Source organism: Bradyrhizobium quebecense, assembly GCF_013373795.3.
GTDB classification, from domain to species: domain Bacteria; phylum Pseudomonadota; class Alphaproteobacteria; order Rhizobiales; family Xanthobacteraceae; genus Bradyrhizobium; species Bradyrhizobium quebecense.
This window is the reverse complement of sequence record NZ_CP088022.1, coordinates 4,410,844-4,431,062: the sequence shown is the minus strand read 5'-3', so window position 1 is coordinate 4,431,062 and position 20,219 is coordinate 4,410,844. Positions and strand designations below refer to the sequence as shown.

At 64.3% G+C, this 20,219-nt stretch carries 14 protein-coding genes; 9 read left to right on the top strand and 5 right to left on the bottom strand.

The features are described 5' to 3' along the window. Position 1 precedes the first annotated feature (1 nt). Positions 2 to 679, bottom strand: coding sequence for a GntR family transcriptional regulator (locus tag HU230_RS21525; protein WP_176529952.1), 678 nt, complete (start codon positions 677 to 679; stop codon positions 2 to 4). Between the two features lie 132 nt (positions 680 to 811). Here HU230_RS21525 and HU230_RS21520 point away from each other — a divergent pair, with 132 nt between their 5' ends. From HU230_RS21520 to HU230_RS21510, 3 genes are all read left to right on the top strand, one after another. After that, the gene (locus tag HU230_RS21520) at positions 812 to 4,213 is read left to right on the top strand and encodes a molybdopterin-dependent oxidoreductase (protein ID WP_176529953.1); all 3,402 of its coding nucleotides are present in this window, start codon (positions 812 to 814) and stop codon (positions 4,211 to 4,213) included. 110 nt (positions 4,214 to 4,323) lie between these two features. Beyond that, complete coding sequence (locus HU230_RS21515) at positions 4,324 to 5,718, top strand: short-chain fatty acid transporter (protein WP_224943417.1); 1,395 nt, start codon at positions 4,324 to 4,326, stop codon at positions 5,716 to 5,718. 373 nt (positions 5,719 to 6,091) lie between these two features. After that, positions 6,092 to 6,280 carry a hypothetical protein gene (locus HU230_RS21510; RefSeq protein WP_176529955.1) on the top strand — a complete coding sequence of 63 codons (189 nt, stop codon included), beginning with the start codon at positions 6,092 to 6,094 and terminating at the stop codon, positions 6,278 to 6,280. 105 nt (positions 6,281 to 6,385) lie between these two features. Here the strand turns inward: HU230_RS21510 and HU230_RS21505 are convergent, their stop codons facing one another. Continuing rightward, positions 6,386 to 6,802 carry a hypothetical protein gene (locus HU230_RS21505; RefSeq protein WP_224943415.1) on the bottom strand — a complete coding sequence of 139 codons (417 nt, stop codon included), beginning with the start codon at positions 6,800 to 6,802 and terminating at the stop codon, positions 6,386 to 6,388. Positions 6,803 to 7,166: 364 nt separating this feature from the next. Here HU230_RS21505 and HU230_RS21500 point away from each other — a divergent pair, with 364 nt between their 5' ends. After that, a complete protein-coding gene (locus HU230_RS21500) occupies positions 7,167 to 10,232 on the top strand; it encodes an ATP-binding protein (RefSeq protein WP_176529957.1) in 3,066 nt (1,021 codons plus the stop codon). Positions 10,233 to 10,310: 78 nt separating this feature from the next. Here the strand turns inward: HU230_RS21500 and HU230_RS21495 are convergent, their stop codons facing one another. Genes HU230_RS21495 through HU230_RS21485 form a run of 3 tightly spaced genes read right to left on the bottom strand, consistent with a single transcriptional unit; the run spans position 10,311 to position 14,837 of the window. Beyond that, positions 10,311 to 11,036 (bottom strand): formyltransferase family protein, encoded by a 726-nt coding sequence (locus tag HU230_RS21495; RefSeq protein WP_176534929.1) that lies wholly within the window; start codon positions 11,034 to 11,036, stop codon positions 10,311 to 10,313. A 38-nt stretch (positions 11,037 to 11,074) separates the two neighbouring features. Further along, on the bottom strand, positions 11,075 to 12,433 hold the full coding sequence (locus HU230_RS21490; RefSeq protein WP_176529958.1) for a hypothetical protein: 1,359 nt from the start codon (positions 12,431 to 12,433) through the stop codon (positions 11,075 to 11,077). 58 nt (positions 12,434 to 12,491) lie between these two features. Further along, complete coding sequence (locus tag HU230_RS21485) at positions 12,492 to 14,837, bottom strand: hypothetical protein (RefSeq protein WP_338077294.1); 2,346 nt, start codon at positions 14,835 to 14,837, stop codon at positions 12,492 to 12,494. 667 nt (positions 14,838 to 15,504) lie between these two features. On the opposite strand from HU230_RS21485, the gene HU230_RS21480 reads away from it, so the two are divergent. From HU230_RS21480 to HU230_RS43845, 5 genes are all read left to right on the top strand, one after another. Then, positions 15,505 to 16,206, top strand: a complete 702-nt coding sequence (locus HU230_RS21480) for an RNA polymerase sigma factor (RefSeq protein ID WP_176529960.1) — start codon at positions 15,505 to 15,507, stop codon at positions 16,204 to 16,206. Positions 16,207 to 16,346: 140 nt separating this feature from the next. Further along, the gene (locus HU230_RS21475; protein ID WP_029080085.1) at positions 16,347 to 17,171 is read left to right on the top strand and encodes a flagellin; all 825 of its coding nucleotides are present in this window, start codon (positions 16,347 to 16,349) and stop codon (positions 17,169 to 17,171) included. Positions 17,172 to 17,234: 63 nt separating this feature from the next. Beyond that, the gene (fliD, locus tag HU230_RS21470) at positions 17,235 to 18,941 is read left to right on the top strand and encodes a flagellar filament capping protein FliD (RefSeq protein WP_176529961.1); all 1,707 of its coding nucleotides are present in this window, start codon (positions 17,235 to 17,237) and stop codon (positions 18,939 to 18,941) included. Continuing rightward, entirely contained in the window at positions 18,941 to 19,384 is a 444-nt protein-coding gene (locus HU230_RS21465; RefSeq protein ID WP_176529962.1) for a flagellar export chaperone FliS, read from the top strand. The genes fliD and HU230_RS21465 overlap by 1 nt, the downstream gene beginning before the upstream one ends. A 95-nt stretch (positions 19,385 to 19,479) precedes the next feature. Then, positions 19,480 to 20,001, top strand: a complete 522-nt coding sequence (locus HU230_RS43845; RefSeq protein ID WP_338077293.1) for a hypothetical protein — start codon at positions 19,480 to 19,482, stop codon at positions 19,999 to 20,001. The last annotated feature ends 218 nt before the right edge of the window (positions 20,002 to 20,219 follow it).

The window sequence follows — 20,219 nt, the reverse complement described above, 5'->3', positions numbered from 1 at the left end:
GTTACCCGCGCGCCTGCCGCAGCGGCTCGCGCGCATATTCCTTCGAGCGCATCAATGCGTCGACGAAGATCGGCTCCCATGAGCGAATGTGGCTGCGAAGCAGCGTCGGCAATGCCTCGGTCTCGCCGGCGAGCGCGAGCTCGATCAGCCGGTAGTGCTCGGGCACCGAGGCCTGCTGCCGCTCGAGGCCGGCGCGTGAGCTGATGCCATAGAGGCGCATCTTGTCGCGCAGGCCCATCACCATGTCGGTCAAGAGCTCGTTGCCGGCGGCTGCGATGAACTCGCGATGATAGTTGCGATCGGCCTCCAGATAGAGCTGGACGTCGTCGGTCTCGACGGCCTTGGCGATCTCATCGGCCCAGCCGCGCACGACTGGTAGATCCTTTGGAGGATTGGCGGCGACCAGCACGGCGGCGTGCAGCTCCAGCACCTCGCGCATGTCGAACAAGTTGCGCAGCTCGGTCAGCGACGGCTCCACGACCTTGAAGCCGCGGTTGCGCATCGGCTCGACCAGGCCGCCGCGGCTGAGCTCGAGCAGCGCTTCGCGCACCGGTGTCGAGGAGACGCCGAGGCTCGCGGCGAGTGACGGCACCGAATACATCGTTCCGGGAAGGCTCTGCCCGGAAATGATCTCGGCGCGCACCCGCTGCAGCACCTGTTCGCGCAAATTCTGGTCCATGGGTGCCTCTCGCCGGGAGCTCCGATTCGTCCTGATTATTACTTAGCCTTGACGCGGCCGGTAGCGTATGACGTAAATGTGTAACGCATTACAAGAATGCGTCACAAGGGCTGACTTGAACATGAGACGGCGGTGAAACAGCGGCTACCCGGCTATTGCACGCTTTGTCGTTCGCGCTGCGGTTCTGTCACCGTGGTAGAGGACGGGCGGGTTGTCGGCGTAGAGGTACTGAATAACCATCCGACCGGCGGCGCGCTTTGCGCCAAGGGCCGGGCCGCCCCTGAAATCGTCGCCAGCCCGCGCCGTCTGACCGTGCCCTTGAAGCGAACCCGACCGCGCGATGCCGCCGATCCGGGCTGGATCGAGGTGTCGTGGGACGAGGCTTTGACCGAGATCGCCGACCGGCTCGGCCGGATCCGCGCCGAGAGCGGCGCCGAGGCGGTGGCGTTCGGCGTCACCACGCCGAGCGGCACGCCGATGGTCGACAGCTTTGAGTGGGTCGAGCGCTTCATCCGCGGCTTCGGCAGTCCCAACCTGATCTACGCGGTCGAGATCTGCGGCTGGCACAAGGACTATGCGCACGCGCTGACCTTTGGTCGCGGCATCGGCTTTCCCGATTACGACAATGCCGATGCGATCATCCTGTGGGGCCACAATCCCGCGCGCACCTGGCTCGCCCAGGCGACGCGGATCGCTGACGCGCGGCGGCGCGGCGCAAAGGTCGTCGTCGTCGATCCCAAACCGAACGGATCGGGTCAGCAGGCCGATCTCTGGTTGCGCATTCGCCCCGGCGCCGATGGCGCACTTGCGATGGGCGCGATCCGTCATCTCATCGCGACCGACAGCTTCGATGCGGATTTCGTCGACCAATGGACCAACGGATCGCTGCTGGTCGATCGTGCGACCGGGCGCTTCCTGCGCGCCGACGCGTTGTGGCCCGATGGCGCGCCTGAGGCTTTCGTTCGTCTCGATGCGCTGGGCTCGCCGGTGGCTTGCGACACCCGATACGCGCCGGAGCGCGGCGGCCAGCTTCGCGGTGCGCTGTCGATCCGTGCGCGCGACGGCCGGATGATTTCGGCGGCAACCGCGTTCGAATTGCTGGCCGAGCGCGCCGCGCCCTATACGCCGGCGCGCGTGGCGGAACTGACCTGGTTGCGCGTCGAGGATATCGACGCATTCAATGCGCTGCTCGCCGCCCGGCCACGGCTCGCCTATCATTCCTGGACCGGCGTCGGTCAGCACACCAACGCCACCGCGATCGAGCGCGCGATCGCGTCGCTCTATGCGCTGACCGGCGCGTGCGATCGGCCCGGCGGCAACCGCTGGCCGGTCCCGCCGCCGACACGTCCTCTCAACGACTACAACATCCTTTCGCCGGAGCAGCAGGCCAAGGCGCTGGGCCTTGCCGAACTGCCGCTCGGCCCGCCGGCGAAGGGCTGGATCACGGCGCGCGATTTCAGCCGCGCCGTGCTCGAGGGCGAACCTTACCGCGTGCGCGCGCTGGTCGCCTTCGGCACCAACTTCGTCGTCTCGCAGGGCCATACCGAGCGCAACCGTGCGGCGCTGAAGGCGCTGGAATTCCAGGTTCATATCGACATGTTCATGAACCCGACCGCGGAAAGCGCCGACTTCGTCCTGCCGGCCAGCACGCCGTGGGAGCGCGACGCGCTCAAGATCGGGTTCGAGATCACGCAGCAAGCCGTCGAGACCGTGCAGTTTCGCCCGCGCATGGTCGAGCCGATCGGTGAAGTGAAGGCCGACTACGAGATCGCCGCCGCGCTCGCGCTCAAGCTCGGCATGGGGAGCTTGTTCTTCGGCGGAGACATCAAGGCCGGCTGGAATTATCAGCTGGCGCCGCTCGGCATTGGTGTCGAGGATCTGCGCGAACATCCGGAAGGACGTCGCTTCCCGCAGGTCTTCCGCAATGAAAAATACGCCGTCACGCGCGAGGACGGAACGGCGGCGGGCTTTGCGACGCCGACGCGCCGTGTTGAGATCTATTCGGAGCTGATGCTGGGACACGGGCATGACCCGTTGCCCGATCATGTCGAACCGGTCGGCAGCCCGCTCACGACAGCGGCAGACGAACGCTTTCCGCTCGTGCTCTCCACCGCCAAGAGCGGTTGGTTCATTCACTCCTCCTGGCGGCATGTCGCCTCGCTGCGGCGAAAGTCGCCCGATCCGGCCGTCGAGATCAGCCCGCAGCTCGCCGAGCGGCGCGGATTGGTAGAGGGCGACTGGGCCATGGTGGAAACGCAAGGCGGTGCCGTGCGCCTGAAGGTGCGCCTCAATGCGGCACTCGACGCGCGGGTCGTCGTCGCCGAGTTCGGCTGGTGGGAGGATTGTCCGCCGCTCGGTCGCGATCGCTCGGCTGCGGCAGGCCCCCTCACGCGCAACATCAACGCGGTGCTGCACGACGATGCGCGCGACCCGGTCAGCGGCTCCGTCCCGCTGCGTGCGATCGTCTGCGATATCAGGCGCGACGGCGTGGCCAGCCGCGGCGTCTGGAGCGGCCAGCGGCGGTTCGTGGTTGGCGAGCGCAGGGCCGAGGCCGATAACGTCATCACCCTCAGCCTGCAGCCGCTTGACGGTGGTCCGCTGCCCGACTTCCTGCCGGGGCAACACGTGATGACCGCGTTGCCCGGCGCGACCGAGGCGCGTGCCTACTCGCTGACCGGATCGGGCGATTTGCCGGACGCGCTGTCGATCGCGGTGAAGGGGCGATTCTTCAATGAGGCGCGGAGCGGCGATGCGCCGTTCTTCATGCCGGATCGTCTGCATGGTCTTGCCGTTGGAGACCAGGTTCTGCTGGAGCCGCCGGGCGGCATCTTCACGCCGCCATTGAAGGGACCGCGGCCGCTGGTCTTCCTCGCTGCCGGCATCGGCATCACGCCGTTCATCAGCCATCTCGAGACGCTGCAACACACAGCGCCACAAGATCGCGTCGCCGACGTCCTGCTGCTCCACGGCTGCCGCAGCAGCCGCGAGCATCCGTTCGCGCAGCGACTGGTAGAGCTGGAAGCCAGCACGCCGGGGCTAATGCGGGTGACGTTCTATTCGGTACCGCTCGCGCAGGATTCGGTCGACGCGCGGTCGTTGCGCAAGGGGCGGCTCGATCTCGAACAGGTCAAGCCGCTCTTGGCGCGCCGGCCGCTGGTCTACATCTGCGGCTCGCCGGATTTCGTCGCGGCGCAGATCGAGGCTGCAGTGGCGCTCGGTATCCCGCGGTTCGACATCTTCGCCGAAAGCTTCGTCTCGCCGCCGTCGGTGCCGAGCGACCTTGCGCCGCGAACCATCCGGCTCGCTAACAGCAAGCAGAGCTTTTCCTGGGGACCGGAGCAGGGGACGCTGCTCGACGCCGCAAGTGCGGCGGGCGTCGCGCTACCGAGCGGCTGCCGTGTCGGGCAATGCGAAAGCTGCGCGGTCGAGGTGGTCGATGGGGAATTCACTCATCTCGGCCCGGTCGACGGGAGCGAGGGGCAGTGCCTCGCCTGCCAGGCCGTGCCGCTCACCGACCTCACGCTCGCGCTTTGATGACCAACACCATTGAAGGCTAACCGCATCACCGGAAGGGGATCAGATTGATGACGAATGCAACGCACGACCAAACCGTGAGCCTGCGAAAACCTGTCGCTGATAACATCATGGCGCGATTTTCGCAGGCCCTGGTGGCGTTCGCGGAGCGCTGGTTTCCGGATGCGTATGTCTTCGTCCTGATCGCCGTGATCGCGGTCGCCGCAGGCGCAATCCTGCATGGCGGCTCGCCGCTCGCCGTCAGCCGCGCGTTCGGCGACGGGTTCTGGAATCTGATTCCCTTCACGATGCAGATGGCCCTGGTTGCGATCGGCGGTTATGTCGTGGCGATGTCGCCGCCGGTCGCCGCCGTGCTGGCGCGGCTCGCGAGCGTGCCGAAGACCGGGCGCGGCGCGGTGGTCTTTGTCGGGATGCTCAGCATCTTCCTCTCGCTGCTGAACTGGGGCCTGAGCCTGATCTTTTCCGGCCTGCTGGTGCGGGAGATTGCGCGGCGCACGGATATCCGGCTCGATTATCGCGCGGCCGGCGCCGCCGGCTATCTCGGGCTCGGTTGCGGCTTCACCCTCGGCATCACGTCGTCCGCCGCGCAGCTCCAGGCCAATACCGGCAGCATTCCGGCATCGCTTTTGCCGATCACCGGCGTGATCGGCTTCTCGGAAACCATTCTGACCTGGCAGAACATGGTCACCGTCGCGATGGTGAGCGTCGTGTCGGCGGCGATCTGCTATTTCACGACCCCGGCACCCGAGCAGGCGAAGACGGCGGAAGATCTCGGCGTTGCGCTCGGCGACGATCGCATCGAGGCCAGGAAGCCGGCTCGTCCGGGCGACTGGCTGGAATTCAGTCCGCTGCTGACGATCCTGATCGCCCTGCTTGCCGCCGGCTGGCTGTGGCAGACGTTCCAGTCGGGCAATCCGCTGATCACGCTGTCGGGGCTCAACACCTACAATTTCGTCTTTCTCATTCTCGGCATCGTGCTGCACTGGCGGCCGCGCAGCCTGATCGAGTCCTTCTCGAAAGCGATGCCGAGTGTCTCCGGCGTACTGCTGCAGTTTCCGTTCTACGCCGGTATCGCGCAGATCCTGACCAAGGTGCCGAACGGCAGCGGCGCGACGTTGTCGGACACGATTGCGCACTGGTTCGTCGGCGCCTCCGGCAATTCCACTGTGTTCTCATTCCTGGTCGGAATCTATTCGGCGCTGCTCGGCTTCTTCGTGCCGTCGGCCGGCGGAAAGTGGATCATCGAGGCGCCCTACATCATGAAGGCGGCCAACGATATCGGCGCGCATCTGGGCTGGACGGTGATGGTCTACAACATCGCCGAGACGCTGCCGAACTTCATCAACCCGTTCTGGATGCTGCCGCTGCTTGGCATCCTCGGCCTGAAGTCGAAGGATCTGATCGGTTATACGTCGGTGCAATTCTTCATCCACTTCCCGATCGTGATGCTGCTGGCCGCGATCCTGATGGCGACCTTCACCTATCGCCCGCCGATCCTGCCCTGAGCGATCGCGGCCGGCCACCAGGACGCATGGTGCCCGGCCAAGGTCGGCCAATTCGGTGGATCGCAACCGTCATTACCAAAACTGTGCTGTTTTCCAGGCCGGCGCGAATGAGGCATCGCGCCGGGCGGTGATCTTTGGTCGGTCATTTCATTGACCGCCGCGCGGTTCGACCGGATATTGATGCGCGATATCCCGCGTTGTTCAAGGCCGCCGCCATGAGACATCACCACCGCAGCTTGATGTGCGACATGCGAAGCCGCATGTCGCATCGCTGCGTCTCGGCGGCGACCGGCGTCTGTTGTTGATCGCTTAAGAAAAATCCCAAGCACCCGACAATCAGACAGGAGCGCCATCTTCCGGCGATCGAGCACGCATGTCCCAAGCTTACGTCATCGAAGTATCGGATCGAACCGTGGGTATCGTTGTCAGCGACGCCAGAGGCTTCTGCTTCTTCTCCTCGGATCGCGCCTTTGATGGCCTCGATGGCGGCTATTTCGGCTCCGCTCGCGCCGCGGAGCGTGCGGTGAGGGCGCTGTTGCAACAGCGCCGCCCGGCGTCATAGATCATCCCCACGGCATCGCCGGCGCGCCAAGGTTGATGCGGCTGCCATCAGGCAGCCGCGCGGGCGCAATACCGTCGTGCGGAAAGTGCCGCCTGCGATCGGGGATCAGGCCGGGCAGACCATCGTCAGCAGCAGCAGCGTTGGCGGCTGATTGTCTCCGTTGGCGTGTTCCCAGGTCAGCAGAATGTCGTGCCGATCGGCATTCGGCGCATTCTTGTCTTTCTCTTTCACGTCGATCTTCATCGGGATCGGCGGTTCGGAGTTGAAGCATTTGCGGACGGCGGCATCCAGCAGCGCGCATTTCGTCAGCGGTACGACGCCGGCCTCGTCCTTGGAGAGGGCTGCGGTGCTCGCTTGAGTGGCGAGGTCCAGGCGCGCCTTGCCCATCTCCTTTTGCCACAGCTTGCCGCTCCCGCCCGGCCACTGGTGCCTGGGCGACAGGATCGGCTGGTATTGGCCATATTCCAGCGTCTCGATGTCGATAAGATCCGACGCCTTAAGTATAGCGACGCTCTTGACCATGTTCTGCAAAGGATAGTAATGCGCGTTGATATGATCTTTGAATTGCTGGTTATTGTATACTCTTCCGCCCATAGGATTTCCCTTTCATTACAACTTTGGCTTGCTCTGGCTATACATAAATTGTGCAACGCGGGGACGTCGAACGAAATCGGTCGTACGGCTCGAGTTGCGCCGTCTGATTTCTCGCGCCTCGACCTACCACTCAAGACTGTATCTCGTCCAGTTTAGCAACCTCTCGGGTTGGCGCGGATGCAGACGGACAGCACGTCCGGATTGATAAGCATGTCCCGATGGGTAATCTCTACTCTAAGCTGCTCACCGGGATGCTGAGTTGGCGAGACCGCAGCAGCCTTTGAGAGCAGGAATGCTTTGCTTTGCATGCCAATCGACGATCGGAGCGGACGACAATTGGTGCGCCCAATGCGGTGCCGCCGTAGCAAAGCGCCTCGATCCCGACAGTGAACAGCGATTTGTAACCATCCTTCGCGCCGACGTGGTCGATTCCACGGGGCTCGTAGCGGACCTGGATCCGGAAGAGGCGGTCTCCCGCCTGGAGCCGGCCCTGGCCGCCATGCGCGGCGCAGTGCGCCAGTTCGGCGGCATCGTCAGCAAGGAATTGGGGGATGGGCTCGCCGCGGTATTTGGCGCCCCGATTGCTGACGACAACCACGCGCCGCTTGCTTGCCATGCTGCGATCGAACTCGTCCGACGTATCGGGGGCTTGGGCGATCCGGCGCTCCAGGTTCGGGTGGGGCTCCATTCGGGGCGCGTGGTGACCTACATGGTCGCCAGCGAATATTCCAAGGTCTATGAGATCGGAGGAGCAGCGCAGCATCTTGCGGCGCGCCTCGAAGCGGTCGCCGGACCGAATCAGATCTACGCGTCCGAGGCTTGTCAGCATCTCGCCGATGGCAATGTCCAGTTCGACTATTTGGGTCGCAAACGACTCAAAGGGTTCAGCGAGCCTGTGCCGATCTACCGTGTGACCGGCGCAACCAATGTCTCCAGTTGGCGGGTACGCAGGGCGCGAAGCGTTGCACGGTTTGTCAACCGCGTGGACGAGACCGGGTTGCTCAGGCAGCTGGCTCAAAATGCCGGGGCGAGCCGGCAGACGGCGCTCTTGATTGGCGATCCTGGCATCGGAAAGTCGCGGCTCGTGCACGAGTTTGTCGACGAGCTCAAGCGCGAGGGCTGGCGTCCGGTCCACGCAGAGTGCAGTCCGAATCTTCAAGGTGCACCGTTCAGCGCGCTGAAGGCGCTCATGCTGTCGATGCTCGAAGGGACTGCGGCGGACGCCGATATCCGGACCGAGCCTCCGACGACTCTGACCGGGATAGCGCGTTCCGCCATCAATGCGGTGCTGGATCGTCCGATATCGGATCCAGAGTGGGGCGAGCTGGAGCCACACGCGCGCGGCCGCGCGATCAGCGACGCGAGCTGCGCGATTCTCGAGAGCCTGGTCGCCCGCCAGCGCACGGTGATCCTCGTCGAGGATCTGCACTGGATCGATCGCGCCAGCGAGGCCGTTGTCGCTGCGCTCGCGTCGCTGCAGATACCTAGCCTTCTGGTGTTGTTGACCAGCAGACCCAACGGCATTCCGGACTGGATCGCGCGCTGCAACGCCGAGATCGCCGCGTTGCGGTCGCTCGCCGAGGATGCCGGACGGGAAATGCTGGACGATATCTTGGGGCGGTCCGCGAACATGGCCGATCTGAAGAGCCGCGTCGTGCTTCATACGGCCAGCGTGCCACTCTTCATTGAAGAGGTCTGCCGGGGCCTCAAGGACAGCGGGATTCTGCGGGGGCATTGGGGCGATCTGGCGCTGGCGCGTCCGGTCGGCGAGCTTGGTATCCCGAGCAGTATCCAGGGAGTCATCGCAGCGCGTCTGGATCGGGTATCGAGGGAGGAGCGCTCCCTGTTGCAGATCGCGGCAGCGCTAGGCCCACGCTCGACGGAAGTTATCTTGCGCGAGGCGTCCGGTCTCCCTGAGCCCGTGCTGCAGCGCTGCCTGGCGGTTCTCGACCGCTCGGAGTTTCTGGTGAAGATCGATATCGAGCCGGATCGAGTGCTCGAGTTTCCGCACGAAATGGTCCGCCAGGTCATCTACGACTCGATGGTCGAAAAAGTACGTGAAGGCGTCCACGCACGCATTCTTGCGACGTTGGAGGGCAATGGAAGCTCGCATGATGAACCCAGCAGGCTCTGCTATCACGCAATGCGAGCGAAGGACTGGCAGAAAGCTTTCAGCTACGGCAGAACTGCCGCGCGGAAGAGCCTGGCACGATCGGCATTTGCCGACGCAGCCAACTACTTTGAGATCGCGATGACCGCGCTCGACAAGACGCCGTTCGCTCGCTCGCGCGAAGCGGATGCGGTCGACCTTCGCATCGAGGCGCGCACGGCCTTCATGAGCGCAGGCAAGGTCGCCGAATGGTTCGATCTCGGAAGAGACGCGGAGGAGCGCGCCAACGCGATCGACGATATCGGGCGGAAGGTCGCGGCGATGGCGGTCAGGTCGGGGGCGCAGAACTTCTACGGCACCCCGGTCGAGGCGATCGAAACCGGCGAGGAGGTTGCCCGTCTGGCGGGAGAGTGGGGCAATCCGGGTTGGCTCAACCTGGCTCAGTACAGCCTGGGCCAGGCCTATTTCATTGCCGGGCGCTATCGTGACGCGGAGCAAATGCTGGGACAGGCTTGCCTCCGCCTGTCCGGGCCGGATGCCAGCGCGCCGCCCGGGACGACGCCGAAAACCCTGGAGCTGCTGTGCTGCATGATGAAAAGCGTGACCCACACGACCTTGGGTGAGATTGATATGGGGGCCGAGTTTCATCAGCGCGCGACGGCAATCGCCAATGAGAGCAACAGGCCATTTGATCGCGTTGGCGCCGGCTATAGCGGTGGTTGTCTGGCGCTCAGTCGGGGCAATCCTGGCGAAGCAGCGGCGGTCCTGGAGGACGCTTTTGCCATTACGCAAAAGTATGGAATTCGCCTCTTCGTGCCTGTCATCACCTGCCATCTTGGTATTGCCTATCTGGAACAGGGACGTCTCGCTGACGCGCGGGTTACGCTCGTCGAAGCCCGAGAGGTAGCCAGGTCGGTGAGCTATACCTCGATCGTGCTGCGTACCTCGATCTATCTGGCACTGGCTCTGAGCCGGCTCGGCGATGCGCCAGCCGCGTTGAACATGCTGCGAGAGGCGCGAAATACCGCGCGGCAGCAGGGCTTTTCCGGTCTGGAAGCCGAGGCGTTGTTCGGAGAGGCGGCGGTATCGCCGGCGTCTAATGAGAACGACAGGACTTCCATTCTGCACAAGTTGCGCGCGGCAATTGCGATTGCATCGAGCAGTGGAACGAAGCCGCTGCTACATCGGGCCGAAGCGCTCCTGAACGGAATGCTTGCCGATCCACAGGGTGAACCCTGGCGGCATTAGAGCATGACCCGGAGAAGTGCGAAGCGGCGTTCCGAAAGGATCAAGCGCGATGACGCTTCAACCTGGTCTCGTCGCCCTTCATGACGCCGCCGCGAGCGGCGGCGATGCCACCTGCGGTGCCTCGGGTGTCTGCATGGCGGTCGTCGCCAGCTGGAAGCGGATGCCGTGCACGGAGATGGTTAGCGGGATAGCGCGGAAGTCGTCGTGGAAGGCGCGGATTCGGCGAGCCAGTTCGCCGGCACTGATGCCGGCGGGAAGCTCGCACATGTCGCGGTACATTTGGCGGGTGCTCTTGATGCCGCACCAGGCGATTTCCAGTTCCTGCAGCGGCGAGGGATCGCGAGCGAGATCGCGCGACATCCGCCAGAACAGATAAGCAAGCCGCACATAGGCAATTTGCTCGAGCCCGCGCACGCTGATCTTGTCAGGAATGATGAAGGCCTCGACCCCGACGATCGGACCGGAATCGACCCGCGCGGCCATCAGATGGGCTGTCGCGCCGAACGTGCGCGCACCGTCATAGAGTGCGAAATGTGCCGGCGCCCAGCCGGGATATTGCGGTGGGCCCGGGTGGAAATTGTAGGCGCCATGGCCGAGCGCCGCCAGGATGCTTTCAGGCACGATGACGCTGGTGGTGAACGCCAGCAGCCGGGCCTCGCACAACACCTCGGGTTCGATCGCCGCGAGGTCCTCGGCCGTCACCGCGCAGCGGAACGACAGCGCCGGATTGTGCGCCTTCAACAGCTCGGTGAGCGCGAATTGCTGGTTGGCGACGCCGGTGAGAAGGATGATGGTCTTCATGATGTCGATGTCCTTCTCTTGCCTGGTTATTGTACCGTTGATCAGCCGCGCTGCCCGGCCATGACGACGACGCTGCCGGCATCGTGGGACTGACCCACGGTGCGGAACAGATCGGCCGGCAATGCCTGCCAGGGCGCAATCTCGATGATCCGGCTGTTCGCGCTGGCGGCTGCCGATTTTGCCGCGCGGATATCGTCCTGCCAGGGGCAAAGCGCGAGCTCGAGCCGGCCGAACCCTCCGCAATCGGCGGCGAACGCGCCGGTGACGGCCTCGATGCTGGCAGCCATTTCGCGTGCGTCGCTGGTCGCGATATCGCGCATGATCACGGTGATCGCGTTGTTCGAGGCCGCCTGCGACTTGATCACGATCATGGCGTCGCGGCCGCCGCTGCGGCTGGCGCGCCGCGCGGCCCGCATCGTGACGCCGAATTCGGCATCGGGCCCAAGGTCGCTGTTATCGGTCGGCAGATTGTGGACGACCGTGGTGTGGCGGGGCGTGCCGGCATCTTCGGCGGGGGCATGGTACGAGCGCGGCAGCCACGCGGTGTCGAGCGCCATTTGCGACGACGTCAGGCTCCAGGCCTGGTCGAGCAGGTAGCCCTCCCAGACCGCGGGATAGGCGGTCGCGATGTGATGCCAGTTGCGCAGCAGCGACTCGGCGGCCAGGGTGCGGCCGAGATACAAAGTGCGCGCCGACATCTCCCACCGGTTCCACTTGTGGAGTGCGATGTCGCATTCGAGGGAGGACGGCAGCAATGGTGGTTCGCTGAGCGTCGCATCGGCCTCGATGAAGAGCAGCGGCTCGCGGTGCTCCTGCCACATCCGCAGCATGAAGGCAGACTTCTCGGACGCGCGCATGTGCTCGCCATCCGCGGCGTCGATCGGCACGATGTCGCAGGCGATGTCGAATTCGGCCAGCTTCTCGCGGAGCGCGCCGGCATGATCGTCGCCGTAGGCGCGGGGATAGCAGGAGACCACGCGCAGCGCCGAGTCGGATCGGGAGCCTTCCGCGGGCGCGATCGGGCGCCAGTTGAGGCCGCCCCACCACATCTCGTGCGGGCCATCGAAGCTCGGCCCGATCGTCCCGAAGTCGGTCAGCTTGGACTTCAGGAAATCGAAGCCGGGATTTTCGCCGAAGGGGACGACGACCGCACAATCGGCGCGAAGTGACCGATAGAGGATTTCGGCGGCGGGGCCGCTCGGCGGCTCGACGAGGATGATGACGCCATGGTCCCGCCCCGGCACGGAACCGGCCTGGTGGATGGTCGCGCGTCCGAGCCGTTCGGACAGCCATGCGAGCCGCCGGCGCTGTGCAGCGCTCATCCGGATGCCGTTCGCCGCCAGCAATTGGTCGAAATTCGTCTGCAAGCCGTCCGCTTGCACCGTGTCAGCCGAAATCATGCCCGCACTACCCCTCGTTAACCTTCTACGAGCGGGCCGGCCAGATCAGGCGGACAAATCAGTTGCCGATGGTTGCCTGCGCACTGTTGGCGCTGCGCCAGGTCAGCGTGGCCGAGGGGGCCCGGTTACCGTCGCGGTCCTCGACCGCAAGGATGCGGTCATGGTCGAGGGCAGTCAACGCGACGGTGTAGATTGCAACATCGTCCTCGAAGCCGTCGACGGGGATCAACAGCATGCCATCCTCGGTGGTCGCACGAAACTGGCGGTCGCTCCGCTCGAGGCCGGCATCGATCAGCCGTCCCTCGGCGATCGCCTTCACGTTCGAACTCTCCACCGCCTTCGCGGCGCTCTCGCCGTACTGGACCGTGATGCCGTGGAGCATCCCGGCGCGGGTGAGCTTTGCTAGCGGCAGCGCGATGGTCGCAACCGCCATGCGGCGCGACAATGGAATCCGCAGGCGGAGGTCGCCCAGCCCGGTATGATAGACGCTGACGGCTTCCAGCGACGCCTGGCCGTCCGACCCGAACAGGCCGACCTGCAGCGTCCCGCATTGCGCCTCGCCGAACACGTTCGCGGGCAGGCGATTGGCGCCGAACAATGTGTAGAGGTAGGCGTGTGACGGCGACAACGCGGCAAAGCTGCCGGCCAGCCACATCGGCGGCGCCGGAGCCGTGCAGGCGGTCGAGAGGCCGCGGGCGACGATGCAATCATTGATGAAGCCGGCGTCGAGCAGCGGCGCGAGCGCCTGCGTGCCGAGGTTGACGTCATGCTTGATGCCGCCGAGCAGCACGAGTTCATCATCGTCGGGCAGCAGCAGGAGACGTCCGAGCACGGCGGCGGCCCAGCGTGCGGCAACGATGGGGTCCGTGTCGGGCTGCAATGCATAGCGCGATGCCAATTCGCGGGCGTGTGACGCATAGGCCAGCGTCCCGGACTGCACCTCGTTCGCCAGCGCCAGCTGAGCGGCCGGGCGCTGGTCGCCCTCGCGCAACACCTCACCGCCGCGGTAGTCGCGTGCCGATCCTTGATCGGAACAGCAAAGCTGCTCCAGCAATGCGACGTTGCGGATCAACATGCGCTTGACGTGCGGCGTGACGATGCGATCCGAGATCAGGCCTTCTGCGGTGTCGTTGTCGGCGATGTCGTCGAAGGCATCGTCAAGCGTCAGCAGATAGGCGCCATGCAGGCGGAAGCGAATTCCTTCGCGATCGAAGATGCGCCGCAGCGACTTCTGCACGCTGGCGGAATAGCCGAGGTCAACGAGGATGAGGTCGGTGCAGCCGTCGAAATCCGCGATCTTCGCCCGAAGATAAGCGAGCAGGCGCGTGCGGACACCGGCAGCGATGTCGGTGATCTCGCGCGGGTCCATCAGATCGGGCAGGGCGTCGGCGAGTTCGCGGCCGCCCGCAATGCCGTCAGGATATTGCGCGAAGAACTTCATCACCGCCGGAGGCTGCACCTTGACGATATCGACAAAGGTCGCCGCGTCGATCTTGACGACCCGGCCCAGCAGCTCACTGAGAGGTTCGAGCGTATCGGCGGACCCGACCAGGCTGACACGACGATTGATCTCGACATAGGCGCCGGTCTCGCCATGGTTCGCCTGCCAGACGCGATACGGCAGCAGACCGTCGCGGCCGAGGAATCCGATCGCAACGCGCGCGCCCTCGCGCGCCAGCGCAGCGCGCTGTGCTTCGATGAAGGCGTCGAACGCCGCCATCACCGGACCGAGAACGGTCACACCGAGGTTGAAAGCGGGAGAATGCCCTGCGCTGCGTGCCGTCACCGCGCGTCGTAGCGTGCGGGCGCCGCAATCGAGCCGCGACGGCTGATCGGGCCACAACAATTCGAAGATCGACGTTTCGCGCTGAAACTTCGATGCCAATGCCGCGCTGGCCTGCGGATAGTAGCGCGGGCGGATGCCGTGACGGCGGGCGCCCTTGATATCGGCGTTGTGATTGTCGCCGACATGGAACGAGCTCGCCGCATCGATGCCCTGCTCGGCGAGATAGGCCTCGAACAGCGCTTCGCTCTTGCCAGAGCCGTGATCGCAGGATGCGTAGAGGAAATCCCAGGTCAGTCCGGGGCTGCAGGAGCGCAGCAATTGCGCGAGCTGCTCGGTGCTCCAATACGTGTCGGAGATGAAGCCGACGCGAAAGCCGCCGCGCTTCATGTCCAGATATTGCTCGAGCATTTCCGGATTGGCGCGGCACAGCTCGAGCTCGGCTTCGAACTCGATCTGCGCGAGGTCGCTCAACGCTTCGCGGCTCAGGCCGAACAGCCTGAACGGAAAGTACTTATAGATGTCGGCGATGCGCACTTCAGTGGAGCCGCACCGCTCCAGCGCGAGCTTGCGCGCACGCGCCTCAGCCTGGATTCGATGCTGAACGAAACTGACGGACATGTCCGAAAATTTTTCAGCAATGCGGGAAAGCTGAAAAACCCTTTCAAATACGCCATCCGGCGTCGTGCAGGCACGCAACAGAAATGTATCGAAAACATCGAATGAACATGCAGAAACATTCTGCGCTCGACGCGTTGCGTCGACCGTCATGATCGTCATGCGCAAAATTCCCGCCAGTCCTCATGCGTTGAACGCCTGCGTGAGACAAATCAGGCGCGATGATTCAAAAAAGTTGATGCGGGATTCGAAAACGCGCGCTTCGCGACTGACAGATTCAAAAAATCCGATAACGTCGAAATGGTGATTCGGAAAAAATTGCCTAGTCGCAATCGTCGAATGCAAGTTGGCGACCAACGGCGATGGATCACTCGCATGCTCCGCGCATGCATGTGTTCGCGTGGCGTTAGTTGATGTGACAACGGCGTTTTCCGGCGCGACGAATTCTCCCGCAGGCATGCAAGGCGATGCTGAACGACTGCTCCAGACTCCGTAGAATTACTGCCTGCGCCTCCGCGGAGCGGCAGCTTTTGCCGGGCGGTCGGCAAAAAAATCCAGCTAAGCATTTGAAAAATAACGAAAAAAGTTCGCCTGGTTTGCTCAACCCCTCCGTTCAACGCTCAGAAGCCGCATGCGATGTGTGCTTGCGGCGTTGGTTGGAGAGCGGCGGATGAGTTACGCGCTTGATGTGATGGCAGCGGTCGAGGTGGAAGCCACGGCGGCCGCGGCTGCGCCGGTCGAAGCGGCCACTCCCTGGAGCAACGTCCCCACGGTTGCCGATGCGGGCCCGCTCGACACCGTCGAGATCCAGGACGAGGACAAGGAGCTGCTCGACCGCCTCGCCGCCGGCGACGAGGCGGCGTTTCGTGCTCTCGTCGAACGCCATGTCGATCGCGCCTACGCGATCGCGCTGCGCATCGTCGGCAACGTCGCAGATGCTGAAGACGTGGTGCAGGATACGATGCTGAAGGTCTGGACGCATCGTGGCCGCTGGCAGCATGGCCGCGCCAAGTTCTCGACCTGGCTCTATCGCGTCGTCAGCAACCGTTGCATCGACCTGCGCCGCAAGCCGCGCACCGAGAATGTCGATGTCGTGCCCGAGGTCGCCGACACCCAGCTCGACGCTTCTACCGTCATCGAGCGCAACGAGATCGGCAATCTTCTGGAGCTTGCGATGCAGCGGCTGCCCGAGCAGCAGCGTGTCGCGGTGATCCTCTCCTACCACGAGAACATGAGCAACGGCGAGATCGCCGAGGTGATGGATACGACCGTGGCCGCGGTCGAGTCGCTGCTGAAGCGCGGGCGGCAACAGCTGCGCGAGCTGCTCAAGCGGCACGAGCGCGACCTGCGCGGCGCGTTTACCGACTGCTAACCATAAATTCCGGCTTCTGAAGTTTTCGCGCCTGACCACCGGCGGCCGACCCGTTTGATCGGTCGGACGGGGGCTGGATCCGCGTCACCTTTCTTTCTCACGATGCGGCATGCGATGCCCCATCAGCACAGGAGCTACTCATGCCCGCAATTTCCACCAACACGGCCGCCAACTCAGCGGTCCGTTACCTCAACATCAACTCGCAGCAGGAAACCAGCGCGCTGTCGAAGCTGTCGAGCGGATCGCGTATCACCTCCGCTTCCGACGACGCGGCCGGCCTCGCGATCTCGACCCGCATCTCCTCCGACATCACGACGCTGCAGCAGGCCGCCACCAACGCGGCGCAAGCGACCTCGATCCTGCAGACCGCCGACGGCGGCGCGTCCAACATCTCGGACATCCTGGCCCGCATGAAGTCGCTGGCCTCCGAGTCCGCCTCCGGCACCGTGGCCGATTCCAGCCGCGCCTACATCAACTCGGAATTCACGCAGCTCAAGGGTGAAATCGACTCCATCGCCTCCGGCACCCGCTACAGCAGCCAGAGCCTGCTCGACGGTTCGAGCGTGTTCTCCTCGGGCGTCTCGGTGCTGGTCGGCTCGACCTCGGCCGACACCATCACGATCACGCTGACCAGCCTGACGGCGTCCTCGCTCGGCGTGACCTCGCTCGACGTCTCCAGCCTGTCGAGCGCCACCAGCGCAATGTCGGCCCTCGACAGCGCGATCGACACCGTGTCGTCCGCCCGCGCCGAGATCGGTGCCCAGGAATCGCGCTTCAACTTCAGCGCCGACTCGATCTCGACCCAGACCCAGAACCTGCAGTCCGCGAACTCGGCGATCAAGGACGTCGATATCGCTTCCGAGCAGGCGACGCTGTCGTCGGCCGAAGTGAAGACCCAGGCCGCGGTGTCGGCGGAAACCGCCGCGAACCAGATGCCGCAGTACCTGCTGAAGCTGCTCGGCTAATTCGAACGATAGATCGGGCCGGCATCGTGCCGGCCCGATTCTCACGACGGCGGAGGTGTCGACATGACGGTTAGCAGCGCCACCTCGAGCACATCAGGCGCGACATCGTCGAGTTCCGCCAGCTCTGCCAGCACGGTGACCACGACCGGCACGACCAATTCGGCCAGTATCGACTGGACTGCCCTGATCGATGCCGAAGTCAACGCCAAGCTCACGGCGGCGACCACGATCACCACCAAGATTAGCGCGAACCAGGCCAAGGTCACCGCCTATCAGTCGCTACAGACCGAGCTGTCGACGCTGGCAACCGGGCTGTCGTCGCTCAGCACGTCGATCATCAACTCGATCGCCACCAATGCGTTCGCCACACGTTCGGCGACGATTTCGTCCACCGGCGACGTCAGCGCCTCCTCGGCGCTGTCGATGAGCGTCAACAGCGGCTCGGCGACCGGCGATCACGCGCTCCAGATCACCCAGCTCGCAACCGCGCAGAAAGTGATCGGCGCTTCGCAGTCGAGCAGTTCGACCGCACTCGGCTATTCGGGAACGTTTTCGCTGGGCCTCGCCGGCGGCAGCAGCACGGCGATCTCGATCACCAGCGGCATGTCGATGCAGGATATCGTCGACACCATCAATGCCCAGACCTCGGCGACCAATGTTCAGGCCTCTATCGTCCAGGTGTCGAGCGGGTCCTATGAGATGGTGCTGACGGGGACCCAGGACGCCGCAAACATCACCTATTCATCGACATCCGGCGACGACATCCTGAACAAGCTCGGGGTCACCGATACTTCGGGGGCGTTCACCGACGTGTTGCAGAAGGCGCAATCCGCGGAATTCACCCTCGACGGCATCGCGCTCACCCGCAACACCAACGATATTTCCGACGTTCTCTCGGGCGTCACGTTCGATTTGCTGCAGCCGACGCCCAGCGGCACCAGCCTGAACATCAGCATCTCGACCGACACCAGCCAGATCACGTCAGCGTTGCAGACCTTCGTTACCAACTACAACGCATTTCGCGACCAGGTGATCGCGCAGTCCGCGCAGAATTCCGACGGCACCGCCGCATCGAGCGCGGTGCTGTTCGGCGACAGCACGATGCGCGATATCATGACCCAGCTTCAGCAGGTGCTTAGCGGCTCCGTCGGCGGAATGACGATGGCCGACCTCGGCCTGTCGTTCAACGAGAACAACGAGCTGCAGCTCGATACCGGTACGCTGTCGACCGTGCTGACGCAAAATCTGGCCGGCGTTACCAAGCTGCTGTCCGCGCAGACGACGACCTCGTCCAGCCAGCTCAACGTCGTCAACACCGGCACGTCGCCGCAATCGTTCACGCTCGATGTGACGGTGGATTCGACCGGCACGCTGACCGGCGCCTCGGTCGGCGGCGACAGTTCCGGCTTTTCGGTGGTCGGCAACACCATCATCGGCAATTCGGGCACGATCTACGCCGGCATGGCATTCACCTACACCGGCTCGACTTCGCAATCGATCACCGTGACGTCATCGTCCGGGCTTGCGGCACAACTCTATCAGCTCGCGCAAACCAACTCCGGGAGCAGCGGTCAGCTACAGACCATGATCACCAACCTGCAGTCGCGCGATACCGATCTGCAGTCCCAGGTCAGCGACATCCAGAGCAATGCGGCGACGTTCAAGGCGCAGCTGCAGCTTCAATACGCCAATTATCAGGCCGCCATCGAAAGCGCGAACAACACGCTGGGCTACCTGAGTGCCCTCCTGAACGCATCATCGAGTAAATAATGACCCAGAATGCTACGGCCTACCTTGCCAACAATGCCTATCGATCCGCCGCGGTGGCGGTCCCGCCGCTGAAGGCGGTGGTGATGCTGTGCGACGGCGCCATCACGTTGCTGCAGAAGGCGCTGGATGCGCACGAGGCGAAGCGCTTCGAGGAAGGGCATACCTATCTGACGCGGGCGACCGCGATCCTGCGCGGCCTGAGCCACCATCTCGACGTCACCCGCGGCGGCGCGATGGCCGACCGCCTGTTCCGGACCTACAATGCGCTGATCATGGCGTGCCTGCGCTCCTACGGCCGGCCGCACGCCAGGGAGAATTTCCGGCGCATCATTGCCAGCCTGACCGAGCTCCGCGACGCCTGGAAGTTCGTCGAGGCGACCGCCGGCAAGGCCGCCAAGGCCAGGACACTCGACAAGACGCTCGAATCAGCAGCCGGCCGCTGAGCGGGCGAACCGGCCGGCGAACCCCGTTTCGCCGGGAGGGGGCAGGGCGCTCGGGCGGGCGTCCTGTTGGGGAAAAAGGCCGCTCGGTGAGCACCATGCTGGACCTGACGCTACGGCGGCGGAAATTGATTTCCGCCGTCCCGCGAATGCTTTATGACAGCCTTGGCGACGAGGCTGGATCTGCGCGCGGGATGGACGTTGCGACATTCGAAGACCTGATCGACCGGCTGGGGGAGGATCTGTCCCGCTGGCCCGATGATCAACGTCTTGCCGCCGTCCAGCTGCTCGCATCCTCGGCTGAGGCGCGGACGCTCTATGAGCAGGCGAGCGCGGTACGCCGGGCGCTCACGGCGCCGCCGGTTCGTGCACCCAAGGGTCTTGTCGACCGCATCGTGACCGCGGCGGCGAAACTGCCCCAGGACGTACTGCCCCAAGAGCCGGCGCCGGAGCCGGACGCACCCACCGATCAGTCGAACGATGCGCAAGCTCCAGGCGATGCCGCGCAGCAAGGCAAGGTGCTGCCGGCGCTGCTGCTGGCCCTCTGCCTGTTGCCCGCGCTGGCGCCGCCGGCACTGATGCTCGCCGAGCCGGATCTGCCGATCAGCCTCTTGCTCTAATCTCTCCGCAATTCCTTTTGCAACACTCCGCGCCGTTCCGCGGCGGATCGGCTTGCGCGCGCATTTGCGCGCCTCCGGGCCGCTACCGACACGGCAAATTCTGCCGATTAATCAAGTGATTCCGGGCGGATGAATCCGCGCCTGAAATCGCCGCGTCATCCGTTCTATCTGCGAACGACTTCACGATCCCAATGTTTCACCGCGTTCCGTCGCCTAGC